The 20,191-nt window shown below is 46.3% G+C and carries 15 protein-coding genes; 8 read left to right on the forward strand and 7 right to left on the reverse strand.

Features of this window, described 5'->3' with window-relative positions:
• Positions 1-7 precede the first annotated feature (7 nt).
• From hpf to mgtE, 5 genes are all read left to right on the forward strand, one after another.
• A complete protein-coding gene (hpf, locus tag R7M72_RS19330; protein ID WP_005381114.1) occupies positions 8-295 on the forward strand; it encodes a ribosome hibernation promoting factor in 288 nt (95 codons plus the stop codon).
• A 2-nt stretch (positions 296-297) separates the two neighbouring features.
• Entirely contained in the window at positions 298-744 is a 447-nt protein-coding gene (ptsN, locus tag R7M72_RS19335; RefSeq protein ID WP_005381116.1) for a PTS IIA-like nitrogen regulatory protein PtsN, read from the forward strand.
• Between the two features lie 14 nt (positions 745-758).
• Complete coding sequence (gene rapZ / locus R7M72_RS19340) at positions 759-1,622, forward strand: RNase adapter RapZ (protein ID WP_005381118.1); 864 nt, start codon at positions 759-761, stop codon at positions 1,620-1,622.
• A gap of 2 nt (positions 1,623-1,624) precedes the next feature.
• On the forward strand, positions 1,625-1,900 hold the full coding sequence (locus R7M72_RS19345) for an HPr family phosphocarrier protein (RefSeq protein ID WP_005381120.1): 276 nt from the start codon (positions 1,625-1,627) through the stop codon (positions 1,898-1,900).
• A 148-nt stretch (positions 1,901-2,048) separates the two neighbouring features.
• Positions 2,049-3,407, forward strand: coding sequence for a magnesium transporter (gene mgtE, locus R7M72_RS19350; protein WP_005381121.1), 1,359 nt, complete (start codon positions 2,049-2,051; stop codon positions 3,405-3,407).
• Between the two features lie 64 nt (positions 3,408-3,471).
• Here the strand turns inward: mgtE and pmbA are convergent, their stop codons facing one another.
• On the reverse strand, positions 3,472-4,815 hold the full coding sequence (gene pmbA, locus R7M72_RS19355; protein ID WP_025767615.1) for a metalloprotease PmbA: 1,344 nt from the start codon (positions 4,813-4,815) through the stop codon (positions 3,472-3,474).
• 110 nt (positions 4,816-4,925) lie between these two features.
• Between pmbA and yjgA the strand changes: the two genes are divergently transcribed.
• Positions 4,926-5,453, forward strand: coding sequence for a ribosome biogenesis factor YjgA (gene yjgA, locus R7M72_RS19360; RefSeq protein WP_025767614.1), 528 nt, complete (start codon positions 4,926-4,928; stop codon positions 5,451-5,453).
• A gap of 89 nt (positions 5,454-5,542) precedes the next feature.
• Here yjgA and R7M72_RS19365 read toward each other — a convergent pair whose 3' ends face one another.
• Together R7M72_RS19365 and R7M72_RS19370 are read right to left on the reverse strand one after the other, a co-directional pair.
• Positions 5,543-6,505 (reverse strand): D-2-hydroxyacid dehydrogenase, encoded by a 963-nt coding sequence (locus tag R7M72_RS19365; protein WP_318056295.1) that lies wholly within the window; start codon positions 6,503-6,505, stop codon positions 5,543-5,545.
• Positions 6,506-6,608: 103 nt separating this feature from the next.
• A complete protein-coding gene (locus R7M72_RS19370; protein WP_318056296.1) occupies positions 6,609-7,361 on the reverse strand; it encodes a pseudouridine synthase in 753 nt (250 codons plus the stop codon).
• Between the two features lie 342 nt (positions 7,362-7,703).
• Between R7M72_RS19370 and R7M72_RS19375 the strand changes: the two genes are divergently transcribed.
• The gene (locus R7M72_RS19375; RefSeq protein ID WP_005381130.1) at positions 7,704-8,969 is read left to right on the forward strand and encodes an NRAMP family divalent metal transporter; all 1,266 of its coding nucleotides are present in this window, start codon (positions 7,704-7,706) and stop codon (positions 8,967-8,969) included.
• A 109-nt stretch (positions 8,970-9,078) separates the two neighbouring features.
• Here R7M72_RS19375 and rapA read toward each other — a convergent pair whose 3' ends face one another.
• Positions 9,079-11,988, reverse strand: a complete 2,910-nt coding sequence (rapA, locus tag R7M72_RS19380) for an RNA polymerase-associated protein RapA (protein WP_005388434.1) — start codon at positions 11,986-11,988, stop codon at positions 9,079-9,081.
• A gap of 561 nt (positions 11,989-12,549) precedes the next feature.
• Between rapA and R7M72_RS19385 the strand changes: the two genes are divergently transcribed.
• Positions 12,550-13,926 (forward strand): PhoH family protein, encoded by a 1,377-nt coding sequence (locus R7M72_RS19385; protein ID WP_005381133.1) that lies wholly within the window; start codon positions 12,550-12,552, stop codon positions 13,924-13,926.
• A gap of 66 nt (positions 13,927-13,992) precedes the next feature.
• Here the strand turns inward: R7M72_RS19385 and tldD are convergent, their stop codons facing one another.
• From tldD to R7M72_RS19400, 3 genes are read right to left on the reverse strand one after another with little or no spacing between them, the layout of a single operon-like run.
• Complete coding sequence (gene tldD / locus R7M72_RS19390; protein ID WP_005381134.1) at positions 13,993-15,438, reverse strand: metalloprotease TldD; 1,446 nt, start codon at positions 15,436-15,438, stop codon at positions 13,993-13,995.
• An 11-nt stretch (positions 15,439-15,449) separates the two neighbouring features.
• Positions 15,450-16,271, reverse strand: coding sequence for a carbon-nitrogen hydrolase family protein (locus R7M72_RS19395; protein ID WP_315956602.1), 822 nt, complete (start codon positions 16,269-16,271; stop codon positions 15,450-15,452).
• Positions 16,272-16,304: 33 nt separating this feature from the next.
• Complete coding sequence (locus R7M72_RS19400; RefSeq protein ID WP_213885803.1) at positions 16,305-20,186, reverse strand: YhdP family protein; 3,882 nt, start codon at positions 20,184-20,186, stop codon at positions 16,305-16,307.
• Positions 20,187-20,191 lie beyond the last annotated feature (5 nt).

The raw sequence follows: 20,191 nt of genomic DNA on the forward strand, positions 1-20,191 counted from the left end.
AAAGTCTATGCAAATCAATATTCAAGGCCATCACGTTGATCTTACCGATTCAATGCAAGACTATGTAAATTCTAAGTTTCAGAAGCTCGAAAGGTTCTTCGACCACATCAATCAAGTGCATGTTGTACTAAAAGTTGAAAAAATTACTCAAATCGCGGAAGCTACGCTTCACATAAATCAAGGCGAAATCCACGCATCAGCCGATGACGAAAATATGTATGCCGCGATCGATTCGCTGGTAGATAAATTGGTTCGCCAACTTAATAAGCACAAAGAAAAACTAAACAGTCATTAATCATGCAACTGAGCGAAATACTGTCATTGGACTGCACCAAAAGTGCGGTCCACTGCACGAGTAAAAAACGCGCCCTTGAAATGATCAGCCGTATCGTGGCTGATCAAACGGGCCAAGATTCTACCGAGCTGTTCGAATGCATGCTCAATAGAGAAAAAATGGGCAGTACCGGTATCGGAAACGGTATTGCGATCCCTCACGCGAGAATGCAATCAAGCGACAAGGCCATTGCTGTCTTACTGCAATGTGATGAAGCAATCGAATTTGATGCGATTGACAATCGACCTGTCGATCTTCTTTTTGCGCTCCTTGTACCAGAAGAACAGTGCAAAGAGCACCTCAAGACTCTATCCTCTATGGCAGAACGTCTGAGCGATAAGCAAGTATTAAAACTACTGCGTAATGCTCAGAGTGATGAAGAACTTTACGACATCATGATTCACCAATAAGCAGGACTAACTCCATGCGACTAATCGTTGTTAGCGGGCACTCAGGTGCCGGTAAAAGTATTGCGCTTCGTGTACTGGAAGACTTAGGTTACTACTGTGTTGATAACCTACCAGTTAACTTGCTGGACGCATTTGTTCATTCTGTTGCTGACAGCAAACAGAATGTTGCAGTCAGCATTGATATTCGCAATATTCCTAAAAAGCTAAAAGAACTGACGAGTACACTAGAACAGTTAAAAACTGAGCTTGATGTGACCGTGCTTTTCTTGGACGCCAATAAAGAAACGCTACTCAAACGCTACAGCGAAACACGCCGAATTCACCCGTTATCTTTAGGTGGCACCTCCCTCTCGCTCGATCAAGCCATCGAGCGTGAGAAACAAATTTTGACGCCACTCAAAGCGCATGCAGATCTGGTCCTAAATAGTAGTGGGCAGTCTTTGCATGAATTGAGTGAAACCGTGCGTATGCGCGTTGAAGGCAGAGATCGCAAAGGGCTCGTTATGGTATTTGAGTCTTTTGGTTTTAAATACGGCCTGCCTTCCGATGCCGATTACGTATTCGACGTTCGCTTCTTACCTAACCCACATTGGGAACCAGCGCTACGCCCGCTTACAGGTCTGGATGCTCCTATCGCCGCATTTTTAGAGCAACACCAATCGGTGTTAAGTTTGAAATATCAAATTGAAAGCTTTATAGAGAATTGGTTACCTCTGCTTGAGAAAAACAACCGCAGCTACCTGACCGTTGCAATCGGTTGTACTGGTGGTAAGCACCGCTCGGTGTACTTAACTCAGCAAATCGGTGAATACTTCGCCAACAAAGGACACCAAGTACAAATTCGCCATACCTCACTAGAGAAAAACGCTAAGGAGTAGCCGTGGAGTTAAGTCGTAAAGTATTGATTCAAAACCGCCTTGGCTTACATGCTCGTGCAGCAGTCAAACTGGTCGAACTGGCACAGAGCTTTGAAGCGGTCATCACCATCGACAATGAAGAAGACAAAACCGCCACAGCAGACAGCGTAATGGGCCTGTTAATGCTAGAGTCCGCTCAAGGACAATACGTCACGATCCACGCAACGGGTGGGCAAGCGGAAGAAGCACTGGATGCCGTTTGCCACTTGATCGAAGATAAATTTGATGAAGGCGAGTAGTTTACTCGCTTTTTTCTTACCTCCCATTATCTTTCTCTTCCCTGACCTAATAAATAAATTTGCTTAGTATCATAAGTTGTTATTAAAAGGCGCCTAGAATTAAGTTATTATTCAACGCATTGTAAATATCAGGAATTGGGAGGAATGAATGGCAGAGCAAATTGAATTCGACCAAGCTCACCAAGCCCTCCAAGAAGTCACAGAAGCGCTAGAAAATGGTCGCTTCGTCCATGTTCGTCGTCAATTACAGGACATGGAACCTGAGGATATCGCTCACCTTTTAGAAGCCTCCCCACGGAAGAGCCGTGAAGTTCTTTGGCAACTCACCGACCCTGAAGATTATGGTGAAATCCTTGACGAGCTGAACGAAGATGTCAAAGACAGCCTCGTATCCAAAATGGCACCAGAAGCGCTTGCAGAAGCGACAGAAGGCATGGATACCGATGACGTGGCTTACGTACTGCGTAGCTTGCCTGACAACCTGTCACGCGAAGTCCTGTCGCAAATGGACTCCTCTGACCGTCTACGGGTCGAAACCGCCCTATCCTACCCAGAAGACACTGCGGGTGGACTGATGAACACCGACGTCATCACAATTCGTGGTGACGTCGATGTGGACGTAGTTTTGCGTTATCTACGTATGAAAGGCGAGCTTCCAGAAGCTACGGATGCCCTGTATGTGATCGATGAAGAGAGTAAGCTCATCGGTGAACTGCCGATCACGACGCTTATTACCACTCAGCCAGACGTAAAAATCATTGATGTAATGGAAGACGCGGACGAGGCCATCACCGTCGATACTAGCGACTCAGATGTTGCGAGTCTGTTCGAACGCCGTAATTGGGTATCTGCACCTGTTGTTGATGAAAACTTGCATTTGGTCGGTCGTATCACCATCGATGACGTGGTTGACGTTATTCGTGAAGACGCGGAACACTCGATGATGAGTATGGCGGGTATGGACGATGACGAAGATACTTTCGCGCCTGTTGTAAAATCAGCTCGCAAACGCAGTATCTGGCTTGGCGCTAACGTATTAGCCGCCCTTGCTGCTGCTTCCGTTTCTAATATGTTTGAGGCCACATTAGATCAAATGGCGGCCATTGCAGTATTGATGACGATTGTTCCGTCCATGGGTGGTGTCGCTGGTAACCAAACCGTCGCACTAGTGATTCGTGGTCTTGCTCTTGGTCATATCGGTGACTCAAACAAACGTGAACTGTTAATGAAAGAAGCCTCGATCGGCTTACTCAACGGTATCATGTGGGCGCTGATTATTGGTGGTATTGTTGTTGCTTGGAAAGGTAACTGGATGCTCGGAGGAATCATTTCCGCCGCCATGCTGACCAACTTATTGGTCGCAGGTATTGCCGGAGTAACGATTCCAATCCTATTGAAAAAAATGAACATCGATCCTGCTTTAGCTGGTGGTATGGCATTAACAACGGTGACGGATGTGATTGGTTTATCTGTCTTCTTAGGGCTTGCCACAATACTGATTACCTAACAGAAAAAACGAAAAAGCCTGATGAACACATCAGGCTTTTTTGATTCTGAATTGCTAGAAAAGCTTATTCACCCGCCACTTTCATGGTATCCAGTAGGATAGAGCCCGTTTGGATTTGTGAGCGCGTTTCAATATCACTACCAACCGCTACAATCTTGGTGAACATGTCTTTTAGATTACCTGCGATGGTAATTTCTGATACTGGGTATTGGATCTCGCCGTTCTCAACCCAGAAGCCTGCGGCACCGCGAGAGTAATCACCCGTTACCACGTTCACACCTTGTCCCATAACCTCTGTCACTAGAAGACCAGTACCGAGCTCTTTAAGCATTTGCTCGAAGTTTTGGCCTGTCGACTTCACGTACCAGTTATGAATCCCACCAGCGTGACCTGTCGGCGTCATCTTCATTTTACGTGCGGCATAACTGGTTAACAGATAAGTTGCTAGCACACCGTCGGTAATGATCTCACGGTCTTGAGTGTACACACCTTCACTATCGAATGGACTTGATGCCAAACCACGCAATACATGCGGACGTTCTGAGATATTGAACCATTCAGGAAGCACTTGTTTGCCTAGATGGTCAAGTAAGAAAGAAGATTTTCGGTACAGGTTACCACCGCTGATCGCCATAACGAGATGGCCAATCAAGCCTGTCGCAACATCAGCCGCAAACATGATTGGGTATTGACCTGTTTTTAGACGCTGCGCATCTAGGCGGTTAACCGTATTCTCTGCCGCCTTACGACCCACCGTTTCTGGGGTCCATAAGTCATCACGATGACGTGCCACGGTGTAGCTGTAATCACGTTCCATCTCGCCGTTTTGACCAACGCCAATTACACAACAGCTAGTACTATGTCGGCTAGACGCATAACTAGCTAATAAGCCATGGCTATTGCCATACACTTTCACGCCGTAATGACTATCATAACTCGCGCCATCACTTTGTTTGATTGCACTATTATAATTTAGCGCCTCTTTTTCTGCTGCAATCGCCACATTGGCAGCATAGTCTGGATCGGGTGCGTCAGGGTGGAAAAGATCAAGCTCAGGGATCTCTTGCACCATGTATTCTTTCGGTGCAGGGCCTGCAAATGGGTCTTCAGATGTGTAATGTGCAATATCTAGCGCCGCTATAACGGTTTGCTCGATTGCAGCTTCACTTAAATCAGACGTGGAAGCACTGCCTTTGCGTTGACCTCGGTAAACGGTAATGCCCAGCGCACCATCGCTGTTGAACTCGACATTTTCTACTTCACCCATACGAGTTGAAACACTTAAACCAGTGCTTTTAGTAATTGCGACTTCGGCGGCGTCAGATTTTGCCGATGCAAGCTTTAAGGCTCTTGCGACGGCTTGCTCTAGCTCGGTACGTTGCTCAGCAACCTGCTGTTTAATATCCATTGTCTTTCACATCTTGTCTTTGATGAACAATAGGATAACAAGAATTTCGCTTTCTCCCCATGATTCTTGTTAAAATAGTCATAATATTAATCAAAACACAGGCAACTGAAATGGCACGTAAGAATCAAAAAGCGCCATGGGAACCAGAAGAAGAGATCATCTGGGTAAGTAAATCCGAGATGAAGCGAGACATGGAAGAACTGCAAAAGCTAGGTGAGGAGCTTGTCGGCCTCAAACCTTCAGTTCTAGAAAAGTTTCCATTGAGCGAAGATTTACGAGAAGCAATTGCTGACGCGCAACGCTTTAAAAATGAAGCGCGTCGTCGCCAATTACAACGTATCGGTAAATTGATGCGTTACGAAGATCCAGAGCCAATCCAAGCCGCACTGGATAAAATTCGTAATAAGCACTCTCAATTAACGGCGGTATTCCACAAACTTGAAGCGTTGCGTGATCGCGTAGTGGAAGAAGGCGACAAAGCCATTGATGACGTAATGGAAATGTACCCAGAAGCGGATCGTCAGCGTCTACGCCAACTTGCTCGCCAAGCAGCGAAAGAGAGAAAAGCTGGGAAACCAGCAAAAGCGTACCGCGAAATCTTCCAGATCCTAAAAGGTCTCAACGAAGAAGAGTTTTAATTCGAGGGCTCAAGCAATGAGCATTCGATTTAAACGCAAAAAGCAGACGTCAATGTCTGCTTTTTTTATCTTTGGTTTTACAGTCAGCGTTACACTAAGCGATTAACGCGGTCTCCGCGCTCGAAAGCGTTAATGTTCTCAATCAAGATTTCCGCTAAACGTTGGATAGATGAGTCGCTGCCCCATGCAACATGCGGTGTCAGTAACAAATTAGGTAAACTCATATTGGCAATCAGCGGATTGCTCTCATCAGCCGGTTCTTGTGTAAAAACATCAAAACCAGCCGCTGCAATTTCTTGCTGTTTTAAGGCATCCACCAGTGCGCTCTCATCCACCAAACCTCCACGCCCTGTATTAATCAAAATGGCGTTGGACTTCATTTGTTGCAACTCTGCTTGACCAATTAAATTCTGAGTATGATCGTTAAGCGGGCAATGCAAAGTCAGCGCATCGGAGCGTTTTAATACTTCCTCAAACGACACATAACCAGGCCGACATTCTGCCGTCCCTTTACGCTCAGAAAACAACACGGTCATTCCTAACGCTTGAGCCAGATTCGCCGTCGCTTGCCCTAGCGCCCCACTACCAACAACACCTAACGTGCTACCACCAATATCCCCGATTGGGTGAGTAAAAAAACAAAACTGCTGGTTACGCTGCCACTCACCTGCGGCAATATCTTGGTGGTACCCAAATAAATTCCGTCTTAAAGCGAATAACATTGCCATCACGTGCTCGGGCACCGAACGCGTCGCGTAACCACGTACATTAGCAACCGCAATATCATGATTAGCACAGTAGTTTACATCGACGTTGTTAAAACCAGTTGCGGCAACCGCGATCATCCGTAATTTTGGTAGTTGCTCTAATACATGTTGGTCAAGCACGACTTTATTGCTAATCACGATATCGGCATCTGCTAACCTTTCTATTACCTGCCCAGGCGCAGTTAGGTCGTACTCACGCCAGTGGTGCGGAAAGCCAGGTCGTGGGATCTCAATATGTTCTGGGATGGTCGCTCGATCTAAAAATACGATGCTTGGCAAAGACATAACAACTCCTTGTTCACGGCTGAAAGACAGGATACATCAACCACAGTAACGAAATAGCCAAAAATAGCGAACTAGAAAGAACCGCTGTTGAGTGCAATTGGCATTAAGGGTGTGGCAACGTTTTATAATCAGGCAATGTACGCTCTGGCGAAAAATAGTTAAAGATCATCGCCTCGGCTTCAGGATAAAAGTCACAGGGTACAAAAATACTGCTCAACTGTTCTGTGACTGGGTGATAAAAACTTAACTCCGCAGCGTGCAACTCTAAACGCTCTGAAAACTGATACGCCTTTTCAGTTGCATAAAACTCATCACCAATAATCGCATGACCAATCGCCATCAAATGCACGCGTAACTGATGCGATCGACCAGTAATGGGCAGTAGTCGCACAACGGTCGTATGGGTGCCATCAGGGTGCACTTCACGCTTCACTACTTGGAATAAAGTTTGAGATGGTTTGCCGTCGTCAAAACATACTTTTTGTCGTGGACGATTTGGCCAATCACAAATTAATGGAAGATCAATATTCCCTTCTTGCGGCTCAACATGCCCCCAAACACGTGCGTAATACACCTTGTGAGTGAGGCGATATTGGAACTGCTTTTTTAATGCTCGCTCCGCGGGTTTGTTTTTCGCCAGCAACATCAACCCTGATGTCGACATATCCAAGCGATGCACAACTTGAATTTCTGGATGCAACTCTTTGAGGCGGCTCCACATGCTGTCGTAATGCTCTGTAAGGCGACCAGGGACAGACAGCAGCCCTGATGGCTTATTCACTGCCAGAATGTCGTCATCCTCAAAAACGATATCAACCCAAGGGTCGGTGGGAGGGGTATATTCAAGCATTGCCATGGGAGATCTCTACAAAATAAAAACGCCGCGATTATATACCCAAATAGCACCCAGATGCAGGGTTCGGAAGAAAAGTTCAACCCAATAAAACAAAGTCAATCCTTTAGCATAAAAACTAAAAATAGCACGTTGTAAATTTAGTTTGACAACAAGACGCATAACTGAATAGAGTGCTAGATGCACACAGCATGATATTCGCAAAGAATACTTAAAATAAATACACCAAAACACAGCATTTAAAAGACATTACCGTTGCGCAGTATAGGGCGATCGCTCAGCCTGTCATGTACTGCGGTATGTATCTCTTTAGAAAGATACATAAGATAAAAAGGACAATAAGCAATGGACTCCGCCGTTATAGATAAACCCCAATCCAAACTTTCCTTATTTTTTCGTTCGCTAGGCCCCGGCATATTAATGGCATCTGCTGCGGTCGGTGGCTCTCACCTCGTCGCATCAACCAAGGCTGGTGCGATTTATGGTTGGCAATTGGCTGCACTGATTCTGCTCGTAAACCTGTTTAAATACCCTTTTTTCCGAGCGGGCGTACAGTACACCATGGGGACAGGGCTCACCTTGGTTGAGGGCTACGCGAAATTAGGTCGGCCTTATCTATGGCTATTTCTATTTCTGAGCGTGGTATCGGCCGTCATCAATACCGCCGCTTTGTTGATGTTTAGTGCTAGCTTGCTGGGCTACTTCATTCCGTTTTCACTATCAATGGCATCACTCAGTATCATTGTGATTGTCACCTGCCTGATCATATTATTTGCTGGCCATTACAAAGCGCTCGATACGCTATCTAAAGTGATCATGTCGGTGTTAACCATCGCGACTTTACTCGCTGTTTCTATCGCCTTTGGTAACCCTGTTGAGCAAGTAGCCAACTTCGAGCCGCCGTCACCTTGGTCTATTGCGGCTATTGGTTTTATCGTCGTGACAATGGGGTGGATGCCTGCACCGATAGAGATCTCCTGTTTAACCTCAGCGTGGCTAAAACGCCAATCAAGCCAGCAAGAAGTAACATACCGCTCTGCTCTATTTGACTTTAATGTCGGTTATATTGGCACGGCGTTTCTTGCCATTATCTTTGTATCGCTAGGCTCTTTGATGCTTTATGGTTCTGGCGTTGCGCTTGAAAGCTCTGGCGTTGGCTTCTCCCACCAATTGGTTGGCTTATATGCGGCAACAATTGGCGAATGGTCTCGTTACTTAATCGCGGTAATTGCGTTTTTCTGTATCTTTGGCAGCACGATTACCGTTATTGATGGCTACTCACGCGTTATTTCTGACTCTCAACGTCTACTGCGCTCACAACCAGACACTAACCCTAAAACCACTTCAGCGATCATGCTGGTAGTCTCCTTACTTGCATTAGGTATTGTGGTTTTCTGGGCTTCTGCGTTATTGCCTATGCTGAACTTTGCGATGATTCTCGCCTTTATGACCACGCCATTCTTTGCTCTGCTAAATTACACCTTAGTGAGCAAAACTGAGTTACCTGAGCCTTTGGCTGTTGGACCTAAACTAAAGTGGTTGTCGATTGCAGGCCTGATTTACTTGTTTGGCTTCTTGGCTGTATTTATCTGGTGGAAGTGGTTAATGTAAATGAGGTAGCTATCAGTGATTAATGCATTCCGCATAAAGAAACTAAACCGTAAATAAAGAAAAAGGTCTTCAACTGAAGACCTTTTTTTAATGAGCAATAAATACTTACTTAGTTGTGGCTCACCACAATCAAACGCAGCGAGTCGAGCTGAACCTGAGCTTGGTTGATATAACCAGTAAGCTCTTTAATTTGTGCGTCGATAGCTTCAATTTCTTCGTCACGAATATTTGGGTTCACCGCTTTCAGTGCTTGCAAACGCTCAAGCTCTGCATTCAAACTGTGCTGCATATCTTGATGAGCTTGCTTGCGTACTTCTTCGACCTTCTCTTCAATAAGAACATCACCGGCTTCAATTAAGCGGTGTACGTCTTTCTGTACCGACGTAACCAACTTGCTACCTAAGTGACGGTTTACAGGGCTGAGCTGGCGGTTAAAGCTTTCAAACTCCACTTGAGCAGACAAATCATTACCACGCGAGTCCATCATCAAACGGATTGGCGTTTTCGGTAAGAAGCGCGCGATACCACTGCGTTTTGGCGCTTGCGCATCTACCGCGTAAATCAACTCAAGAAGAATAGTCCCGACTGGTAACGCTTTGTTTTTCAATAGAGATACCGCAGACGTCCCCACCCCTTCACTCATAAGAAGATCGATACCACCCTGGATCATTGGGTGTTCCCAACTGATAAAGTGCATATCTTCACGAGATAACGCTGTATCACGATCAAACGTGATCGTCGCTCCTTCGTATGGCAGACCTGGGTAGCTTGGCACCATCATGTGCTCAGATGGGGTCACAATCAGGGCGTTTTCACCTTTATCGTCTTGATTCAAGCCAATCGTGTCAAATAGAGAAAGTGCAAAGGTGACCAGATTGGTATCGCCGTCGGTTGATTCAATTTTCTCAACGATTTGTTGTGCTTTTTCCCCGCCATTTGAATGCATTTCTAATAGGCGATCACGGCCTTGCTCCAATTGGGATTTCAGCTCTTTATTCATTTTTGCTGACGCTTCAATGATCTCATCTAGCGTGCTGGTATCACCAGAGGCAAGAATTTCAATCAGATCATCGGAGTACTTATCGTAAACAGCACGGCCTGTTGGGCAGGTTTCCGCAAAAGCGTTCAGGCCTTCATCGAACCAACGTGCTAAGATCGCTTGCGATGTGCCTTTCAGGTAAGGAACATGAATGTCGATATCGCGATTTTGACCGATACGGTCCAAACGACCAATACGTTGCTCAAGCAAGTCTGGGTTGAATGGCAAGTCGAACATGACAAGTTGGTTGGCAAACTGGAAGTTACGACCTTCAGAGCCGATTTCGCTACAGATAAGAACTTGTGCTCCACCTTCTTCTTGCGCAAAGTAAGCCGCCGCTTTGTCACGTTCAAGAATCGACATACCTTCGTGGAAAACGGTGGCGCGGATACCTTCACGCTCACGCAGTGCTTGCTCCAATTGCAGCGCGGTACTCGCACGAGAAGCAATCACGAGGATTTTCTCGCTGCGCTTCTCTTTTACTTTTTCAAGCAACCAATTCACACGCGAGTCAAACTGCCACCAGCTCGCGTCATCGCCTTCAAATTCTTGGAAAATTTCTTCCGGGTAAAGGTTCTTCATCGCACGTGCTTCAGAACTCATCTTACCGCCAATCATCCCAGCAACACGCATTGATGTAGTGTATTGCGGTGGAATATCCATTGGCATCAGATGCACGTTACGCGTAGGGAAGCCTTTGATGGCCGCGCGCGTATTACGGAACAGAACACGCCCTGTACCATGACGATCCATCAAGTTATCGATCAGCTCTTGGCGTGCCGACGCTTTAGCTTCTTCGTCCGCTTCACTTTCGATAATACGGAAAAGTGGTTCTACGTCTTGTTCAGACAACAACTCAGTGATCTGGTTTTTTGCTTCATTAGGTAGCTTTTCACCGGAAAAGAGTGAAGTAATCGCATCTGCTACGGGCGCGTATTGCTCTTCTTCCTCAACGAACGCTTCGTAATCATAGAAGCGGTCTGGATCCAACAAACGCAGACGAGCAAAGTGACTCTCACGACCAAGCTGCTCTGGCGTTGCAGTCAGTAGCAACACACCTGGAGTACGTTCAGCCAAGCCTTCTACCACTTGGTATTCACGGCTCGGTTTATCTTGGCTCCATTCAAGGTGATGCGCTTCATCGACGACCAGTAGGTCCCATTCACCTTCCAGTGCTTGTTCAAAACGCTTGCGGCTCTTGCGTAGGAAATCCAAAGAACACAGCACATATTGCTGAGTATCAAATGGGTTTTCTGCATCCGCAAAAGCTTCGATACAGCGCTCTTCGTCAAAGATAGAGAAATGCAGATTGAAACGACGCATCATCTCAACCAGCCATTGATGCTGCAGTGTTTCAGGCACCACAATCAAAATGCGTTCGGCACGACCAGACAGAACTTGTTGGTGGATGATCATGCCCGCTTCGATGGTTTTACCCAAACCTACCTCATCCGCCAACAAGACGCGTGGCGCGTGACGACGGCCAACTTCGTGCGCGATGTAAAGCTGATGAGGGATCAAACCTGCACGCATACCACATAGGCCACGCATTGGGCTCTTATGCTGCTCAAACTGGTTGGTTAGCGCACGGTAACGCAGAACAAAGTTGTCCATACGGTCGATTTGACCGGCGTACAACTTATCTTGAGGTTTGTTAAAACGAATTTGGTTGCTAAGAAAAATCTCACGCAGAACAACAGCGGTTTCTTGCGTGTCTTCACGAGTACCGAAATAGGTGTAAAGACCTTCATCTTCCAGTACTTCTTCTACTTTTAGAGACCAACCTTCTTGGCAATCGATGACATCCCCAACATTAAAGGTGACTCGGGTAACAGGTGCATCGTTACGTGCGTAAACTCGGTTTTCCTCTGACGCTGCAAACATCAATGTCACAGTACGAGCATCCATTGCTACAACGGTACCTAAACCTAAATCGCTTTCCGTATCGCTAATCCAGCGCTGCCCCAAAGCAAATGTCATGAATTGACTACCTCGTTATTAGTTCTTGATTCGTATTTCTTGTTGGTCTACTCATGCCCGTAGGCATGGATAATAGTTTAGATCTGATTCTGGCTTCTGCTATGCCGATAGCATTCGTCATTCCAGTATGAACTGAGTATTTTTTAAGCCAGCTCAACATGATAAATCGGACGTAGCCTATACGCAGAAAAAGGTCGCTAATCTTACTTGAAGCTGTGATTTAGGTCACGCCGAAACCGCACCAAGCAGAAACTTTTTTTCCCAAACTCTAAATGCAATCAAATTGTAAAATACTCATGCCAATTATTAAGTTGTAGAACGTAAATATTACGTATACTTCTAATGAGGGGCGTTTAAAACCATTGCATATGATTTAAGCGCGTTAGTACACGATTAGGATCAACACGGGTTTGCAGTAAGTTGTCTTGCTACTCGGTTGCACACTAGCCGACATCAGCCCGACAACCTCTATTGCAAGCAATCAGAGTTAGGTCACTTCACACCTATTTGGAAACGACCTAACAACTCGCATGCAGAGCCGTACTACGGCAAGGAGACGCTATGGGCGATACCGATCGGAAACTGTTTGTACTCGATACCAACATTCTTCTTCATGAACCCTTTGCCATCTTCTCTTTCCAAGAACACGATGTCGTTATCCCCATGACCGTGTTGGAAGAACTCGACCGAATCAAAGACAGTAAGCGCGACGTTGCAAGAGATGCGCGCGTGGCTATTCGCACCTTGGAAGATTTGTTTAAAGAAGCAACGCCAGATGAAATCTCTGAAGGCATTCCTGTTTCTAAAGACAACCCCGACCAAGGTACTATTTCCATTTTGGCGGATTTTGAACTGCAGGAAACTGTCAAAGCCTTCGCCGACAAAGCCGGTGACAACCGTATTCTCAACGCGGTGCTTTATCTGCAAAATAAACGTGCACCACGTGAAGTGGTACTGATCACGAAAGACATCAACATGCGTCTGCGAGCCAAAGGGGCTGGTGTACGCTTTGTTGAGGACTATAGAACCGACCAACTGATTGACGACATTCAATACCTAACCAAAGGCTTTCAATTGCGTGAAGGTGATTTCTGGAGCGGTATTGAGGAAGTAGAAAGCTATGCTCTGGGCGGAAAAACTTACCACAAACTCAGTCGCGAACCCTTCGACCCAACCTTTATCAACCAATACGTTATTGATGAAGACAGTGACTTTGCTGGTCGCGTAGAAACCATCAATGAAGACAAGCTAACGCTTCTCGACCTGAGCCGCGAACGTCTAATGCATCGTAAGGCTTGGGACATCACACCTAAAAATATCTACCAGGGAATGGCGTTAGATGCCTTACTCGATCCAGAAATTGACTTGGTGATTCTAACGGGTGCGGCGGGTAGTGGTAAGACATTACTGGCAATGGCAGCAGCATTGGAGCAAACCATTGAAAAAAGCATGTTCGATAAAATTATCGTAACACGTAACACGCCAGATATCGGTGAATCCATCGGCTTCTTACCCGGCTCCGAAGAGGAGAAAATGATGCCGTGGTTAGCGGCGGTGACCGATACCTTGGAAGCACTACATAAACACGATCACTGCACTGAAGGCTCATTGAAGTACATCTGCGATAAAGCCAACATTCAATTTAAATCGATCAACTTTATGCGTGGCCGTTCGATTCAAAATGCGTTTGTACTGCTTGATGAGTGTCAAAACCTCACTGCATCACAAATCAAAACCATCATTACCCGCTGTGGCGAAGGAACCAAAATCGTCTGCTCCGGTAACTTGGCGCAGATTGACTCTCATTACCTCACCCCAGTGACATCAGGATTGACGTACATGGTTGAGCGCTTCAAGAACTTTGAAGGCAGCGCAAATATTCACCTCAACGGCGTGGTTCGTAGCCGCTTGGCGGAATTTGCTGAAGAAAACCTGTAATTGACACCGACTCACAAAGCAAAAGAGCGCTCTAATGAGCGCTCTTTTTATAACGATTCGACTGAGTTACTCCGTGCCACCCACTGTCAGTGAGTCCAGCTTCAAGGTCGGCTGACCAACACCAACTGGCACACTTTGACCTGCTTTACCACATACGCCAACGCCCTTGTCGATACTTAGGTCGTTACCGACCATAGACACTTGCTGCATTGCTTCGATACCTGAGCCAATCAACGTCGCACCTTTAACAGGGCGCGTAATTTTACCGTTTTCAATCAAGTACGCTTCCGATGCAGAGAACACAAACTTACCCGAAGTAATGTCCACCTGGCCGCCACCAAAGTTTGGCGCATACAACCCTTTCTCGACCGTCGAGATAATTTCTTCTGGCGTATGTTCACCTGGAAGCATGTAGGTGTTGGTCATACGAGGCATTGGCAAGTGTGCATACGATTCACGACGACCGTTACCCGTTGGATTTACACCCATTAGCCGCGCGTTTAGCTTGTCTTGCATATAGCCTTTCAGCACACCATTCTCGATAAGCGTGTTGTACTGACCGTTTACCCCTTCATCATCCACATTCAGTGAACCACGAAGGTCTTTTAACGTGCCATCATCGACGATGGTACACAACGAAGACGTCACTTGTTGACCCATTTTGCCAGAGAAAACCGAAGATTCCTTCCGGTTAAAGTCACCTTCTAGGCCATGACCTACCGCTTCGTGTAGCAACACGCCAGGCCAACCTGAGCCCAATACCACTGGCATCATGCCAGCTGGTGCGGCTTCTGCTTCAAGGTTGATTAACGCCATGCGAATCGCTTCGTCTGCGTAATGAAAAGCTTGTTTCACACCATTGCTTTCCGTTAAAAAGAAATCGTAACCGAAACGGCCGCCGCCACCAGCACTACCGCGTTCACGTCGTTCACCTTTTTGTGCGAGCACGCTAATAGACAAACGCACCAAAGGACGAATATCGCCTGCATAAGTACCGTCTGTTGCCGCAACAAGCATCTGCTCATGCACACCGCTGATGCTGATCGAAACTTCTTTAATCAATGGTTCTTTAGTGCGGATGTAAGCATCTAGAGATTTGAGTAATTCTGTTTTTTGCTGCTTTTCCCATTCAGCTAGTGGATTCACAGCCGCGTAGTACGCTTGGTTTTCGGTGCGTTTAAACGCTTGGACTTTGCCATTTTGCCCTTGCTGAGCAATACCGCGCGCCGCCATTGCACTCTGCTTCAGGCCTTCAGGCTGGATTTGATCAGAGTAGGCAAAGCCTGTTTTCTCGCCAGTTACTGCACGGACACCAACACCACAATCAATGTTAAAAGAGCCATCTTTGATGATGCTGTCTTCTAGAACCAGAGACTCATGCCAGCTGGACTGAAAGTAAATGTCCGCATAATCGATCTGGCGCGTCGCAATGCTGGCAAGCGTGTCAGCAATGTCTTGTTCTGTCAGACCATTTGGGGCAAGGAGTGCCTGTTCTATTTGGTTTGTGCTCATAGTTAGCTCTTTTATTTCCGTCTCAATTCATTTTGAAAGCGACTGTGTTGAGTCAGCGGCATATTCTGCCTTACTTGTTGGCTTTGTGACAAATCTATCTCAGTCACCAATAAACCTACTTCATCCTGAAGCTGTTTATGGATACGTCCCCAAGGGTCAACGACCATTGAGTGTCCCCATGTTTTTCGTCCACATGGATGCGTTCCAGTTTGTCCGCTTGCCAAAATCCAACATTGTGTCTCAATCGCTCTAGCTCGCAATAATACTTCCCAGTGAGCTTGCCCCGTCACAGCGGTAAACGCAGCGGGCACCACAATGATATCCGCCCCTTTTTGACGCAATACTTTATAAAGTTCTGGGAAACGTAAATCATAACAAATACTCAATCCAACACTGCCGATATCAGTTTCCGCAACGACTATTTGATTACCCGCCATAAACGTATCCGACTCACGATAACTACCATAACCATCGGCTACGTCGACATCAAACATATGCAGTTTGTCATAGTGAGCAATGCATTTACCGTGCGGCGGAAATACCAGTGTTGTGGTGGTGACACCTTTTGCGGTTTGAATGGGCATGCTTCCGACAATTAGCGTTAACTGGTTCTTTCTAGCGATTTCACAGAGCCGCTGTTGAATCATGCCACTGCCAAGTGGCTCTGCATGTTGATGATAAGCTTCGCGACTGGAAAATAGCACTGTATTTTCAGGAGTAAGAACAAGTTTGGCACCTTGCTTGCTCGCTAAAGCACACTGTTTTTCAATGAAGTCCAAATTCGCGTTAATATCCGGACCCGAAGTCATTTGAATAATGCCAACACGCTCCATGTGTTTCCTCCCTATTCCATTATATTCGGTGAGTTATTTGGCCTGTTCACGCAGTTTTTCTGGCAGCTTGTATTCACCTTTACTTCGCGAAATTTCTTTCACCGTTGGTGAATCTAGTGGGCCTTTCACTTCATAATTGACTTGAGTGAAGACCTCAACCACCGGAGATATCACCGTAGAGATGGCCAAGACATACAAAGCAGTTTGAGGCGCAACGGCAAACGCGGTCAGCATTGGTAAGCCTGATGTGATGTCTGGTGTGAATTTCACTTCCGCATCAACCATTCTGCTGTTCATATTAGCGATACCGCGGATTTGCATTTCCCCTGCTAACGCATCCATTACGATATCATTGGTGATAAACACACCGTCTTGGATTTTGCCCGTTCCCGAGATCGAGTTGAATGCCATGCCTTTATCGAATACATCGGTAAAGTCGAGCTGCATCTTACGGATGATAGAATCCAAGCTGAACAAGCCTAACAAGCGTGCCGCACCACTAACTTCACTGATCACGCCTTTACCAAATTCCGTTGAGACGTTTCCTTGCAAGGTTTGTGTCTTCATTGACCAAGGTGCGCCGTCCCATTCCATATTGGCATTGATCTCAAATGGTGCTTGTTGAATGCCTGATGTAATACCAAAGCGCTCCATAAGATCGGTGTTGTTATCACCTTTCATTTTCATGGTTAAGTTGGAATGGCTACTCTCTTTCGTCAGGTCCCACCAACCACTCATATCAATGCGGTTTTTGCCGCTACTAAAGGTGATATTTTTCCACTCCAAGCGGTTCTCACGACGCTGTAAATCAACATTAACTTTGCCCACTTTGTAGCCTTGCAGCCAAAAATCATCGATGTTCAAAGTTAAGTTTGGCATCTCTGCGTGAAACTTGCGGTCAAAATTGGTAATCAAAGGTGCGTTTTGATCTTCACTCGCAAAGATTGAACTGCGCTCTTTGGTCATCTCTTCAAACCCTGGGATGTACAGATGCAAGTGCTCTAGAGAGACCGATAGATCATAGGGTTTCAGATAGTTAGCTTTCCCTTTAACCTCTTGACTGTCCACATCGAGTTGCCAACTCAAATTTTTCTTGCTTGCTGAAAAATCCACATCATGAAACTCAATCCCACCGAGCTGTAAGTTTGGCGTTTCAACTTCAATGCGTGTCGGCAATGGAATGGTCGGCGTTTTCATGCTTGCCAAAACAGACGATGAAGGCTTGCTCTCAGAGACCTGCGCAAGCTCAGCCCATTGGTCTAAATTCAGTTCTTCGACACGCACCGAAGCATCGTGCCCGACAATAGGACTAATCCGGAAGCCACCTTTGCCAACCATTAAATGAGTCGCAGTCAGAACCGGGACATCGCCAGCGATATCTATCTCAGTTTGATACTTCACATTTGGGATCTGTAGTCTTGCTGAAATACTCTCTTGGTTGCCGGATGCTTGCAGTTTCGCTTGTCCAGACTCGCCAATTTGTTTCGCTAAAGGATAAGGATATTGACTAGCCAGACGATTTAGCTGCGCCAGCACTTCAAGCTGATAAGTGAAACCAACATCATTGAGTTGCAAGTCAATGTCCATTTGCCACGGCGCATGGCCAGAAACAAGGTTTAACCAACGCTCACCGACATAGGGTTTGAGAGGCTCGACATCCCAATCTCCTAATGTATTAATTGTCACGTTGTAGCCTTGCTCCGCACTCTCTCCATGGAAATCAAGAGAGATAGGCTGTTGTAATAATTCGGCCGACAAACCCGATGTGGTAACCACATCATTGTCGAAGGTGATGCGCCCTGTGGCGTTTTCAAGCGTCATTGGCGGCGCTTCAATATCAACACGATTTTCTGTTAAATCTGCATAACCCCAAGCGCGAGACTCTTTCTCAAAATCAAACGGTATATTGAGTTGAAACTCAGAGTAAACGGGACCACTCACTTGCAGCGCTGTCAATGCGGCACCGACTGAATCCACTAATGGCGTCGCCATCATGTAGTCACGGACTTCATTACCCGGCGCGCTTGCTTTCGCTTCAATCTCGATGTGTCCACCTTCTGCCAACTCAGGGATTCGCCCAGTGATACGCTTGGCATGAACGCCATTTAGTGTGGCTGATTTTGAATCCAAATACATGGCATCATTTTCAAACAGCAAGTCTAGCTGCAAATCCGTGATGGTTGGCCATGCCGTATCAAAGCTAAATTTCGCGTCTTTTAATCCAACCCAAGCTTGGAACATGCCATTATGTTCTTTGTAAGGAAAATCACCTAACTCGCCATACCACAACAATTTCGCTGTATTCACTTTTCCGCCCTGAATCGCGGTCGAAAGATAGTCGGTCAAGTCTTGTCCAAGTGCCAGAGTCGGTAGATAGCGCCATGTTTCACCCGCGTTGTAGAGATCCGCTTCGGCATAGAACGATAAAAATGGGCTTTGTTCTTTTGGGAAATCAAGACGAAATGCCCCCAAAACTTGAAGATCAGGCGTTGCTGCCGTCACTTTATCCGACCACAAACGCCAACCCGCATCATCTTGCTGCCAGATAATATCGACTTCACCTTGTTTGATATTCAGCGGAGCTTGGAATACATCACCGTACGGAAAGACATCATCAATGACGGTGACTTTTGCTTTAGCTTGATTCACATCCCCCGATACGCTGCCCTGTACGTGATGAAACCCGGGTAGGAGCTCCCATTGTGTCATCGCGAGTTCATCCAGTTCAGCCGAGTAGCGTAAGGTGTCTAAACCACCGTTCATTGACAATCGGACATCTTCGACCCGACCTTTCGGTGCTAGTTTGTTAATAAGGTCACTGGTCGACTCTGACTCCGGAGCCAGCTTGATGAGCGGAATGAGTGCTTCGATGTCGAGTTGAGAGAGATTAAGCATCCAGCCGTTTGGTTGCCAATCAAACGCGACGTCTAGCTCTGGCCAAGGGGTATTATCGGTTCTGATCTGAAGTGAGTGGCCATTTACTTTCCAGCCTTGTTTATCTGGTCGAAGATTGAAAATTCCAGACTCAATAAACAGCTCATGATGTCCATCTTCATTCCACACCAACTCGGAAGGCAGCAATTCAACATAAGCATCATGCGGTTGGCTATGTTTGAGCGTTAGCCAAGTATTTAAGCTGACTTTACCCGACTCTGCTCCTGACTCTTCTTGCATGTAAGTGGTCAGCCAAGGTGTGACCGAGACATCTTGAGCACTCACGTAAAACTCACCAGATACATCACGCAACGAGCCATGATCTTTAAAGTTAGCGCTTACTAACAATGAGTTCAGGCGAACATCGGCAATGCTAACCGTGCCTTCGGCTACGTGACGTTTCCCTTGATTGCTCCAACGAAGCTGCTCAATATCTAAACGGCGAGTTTCACCTGACACAGACTTATACCAAATCCGTGAATCGCTAATAGTGAAATCTTCGAACTGACGTAAAAGAAGTGAGTCGAGTTGGTCAATGAGTTTCACTTCGCTCTTATCCACTTCAGGCTTCGGATCTTGACGATGAGAAGTCGGCAGAATGTCTACCGTGTGAATGTCTAAAGCGAGGTTATGAATGGTAAGGTCTGCAACTACAGGTTTAAGTTGAAAAAGAGATTGAATAAGATCGAACTCAATTTGGACTTCTTCAACAGCGAAGCGTGCATCTTGCACGTTTGGTAGATTTGCCTCTAAACCCAGTAACGCAATTGAGGGATGATTATTGCGCCACGTCCCTGCGACATTGGCAATAGAAACGTCAAAACCTGTGCCTTGTTTGACCCAGGTTTTGATCTCATCTTGGAAATGGTTAAGTTGCGGCAATGTGACGCGCAGCGTGGTCACTAATATGGCTAATAACACCAATACAGTAACTAAACTCCACGCACAAAAACGCCCAAAACGGTTAACACCAGAATTCACAAATG

It is taken from the genome of Vibrio sp. YT-18 (assembly GCF_033337345.1).
Taxonomy (GTDB): domain Bacteria; phylum Pseudomonadota; class Gammaproteobacteria; order Enterobacterales; family Vibrionaceae; genus Vibrio; species Vibrio alginolyticus.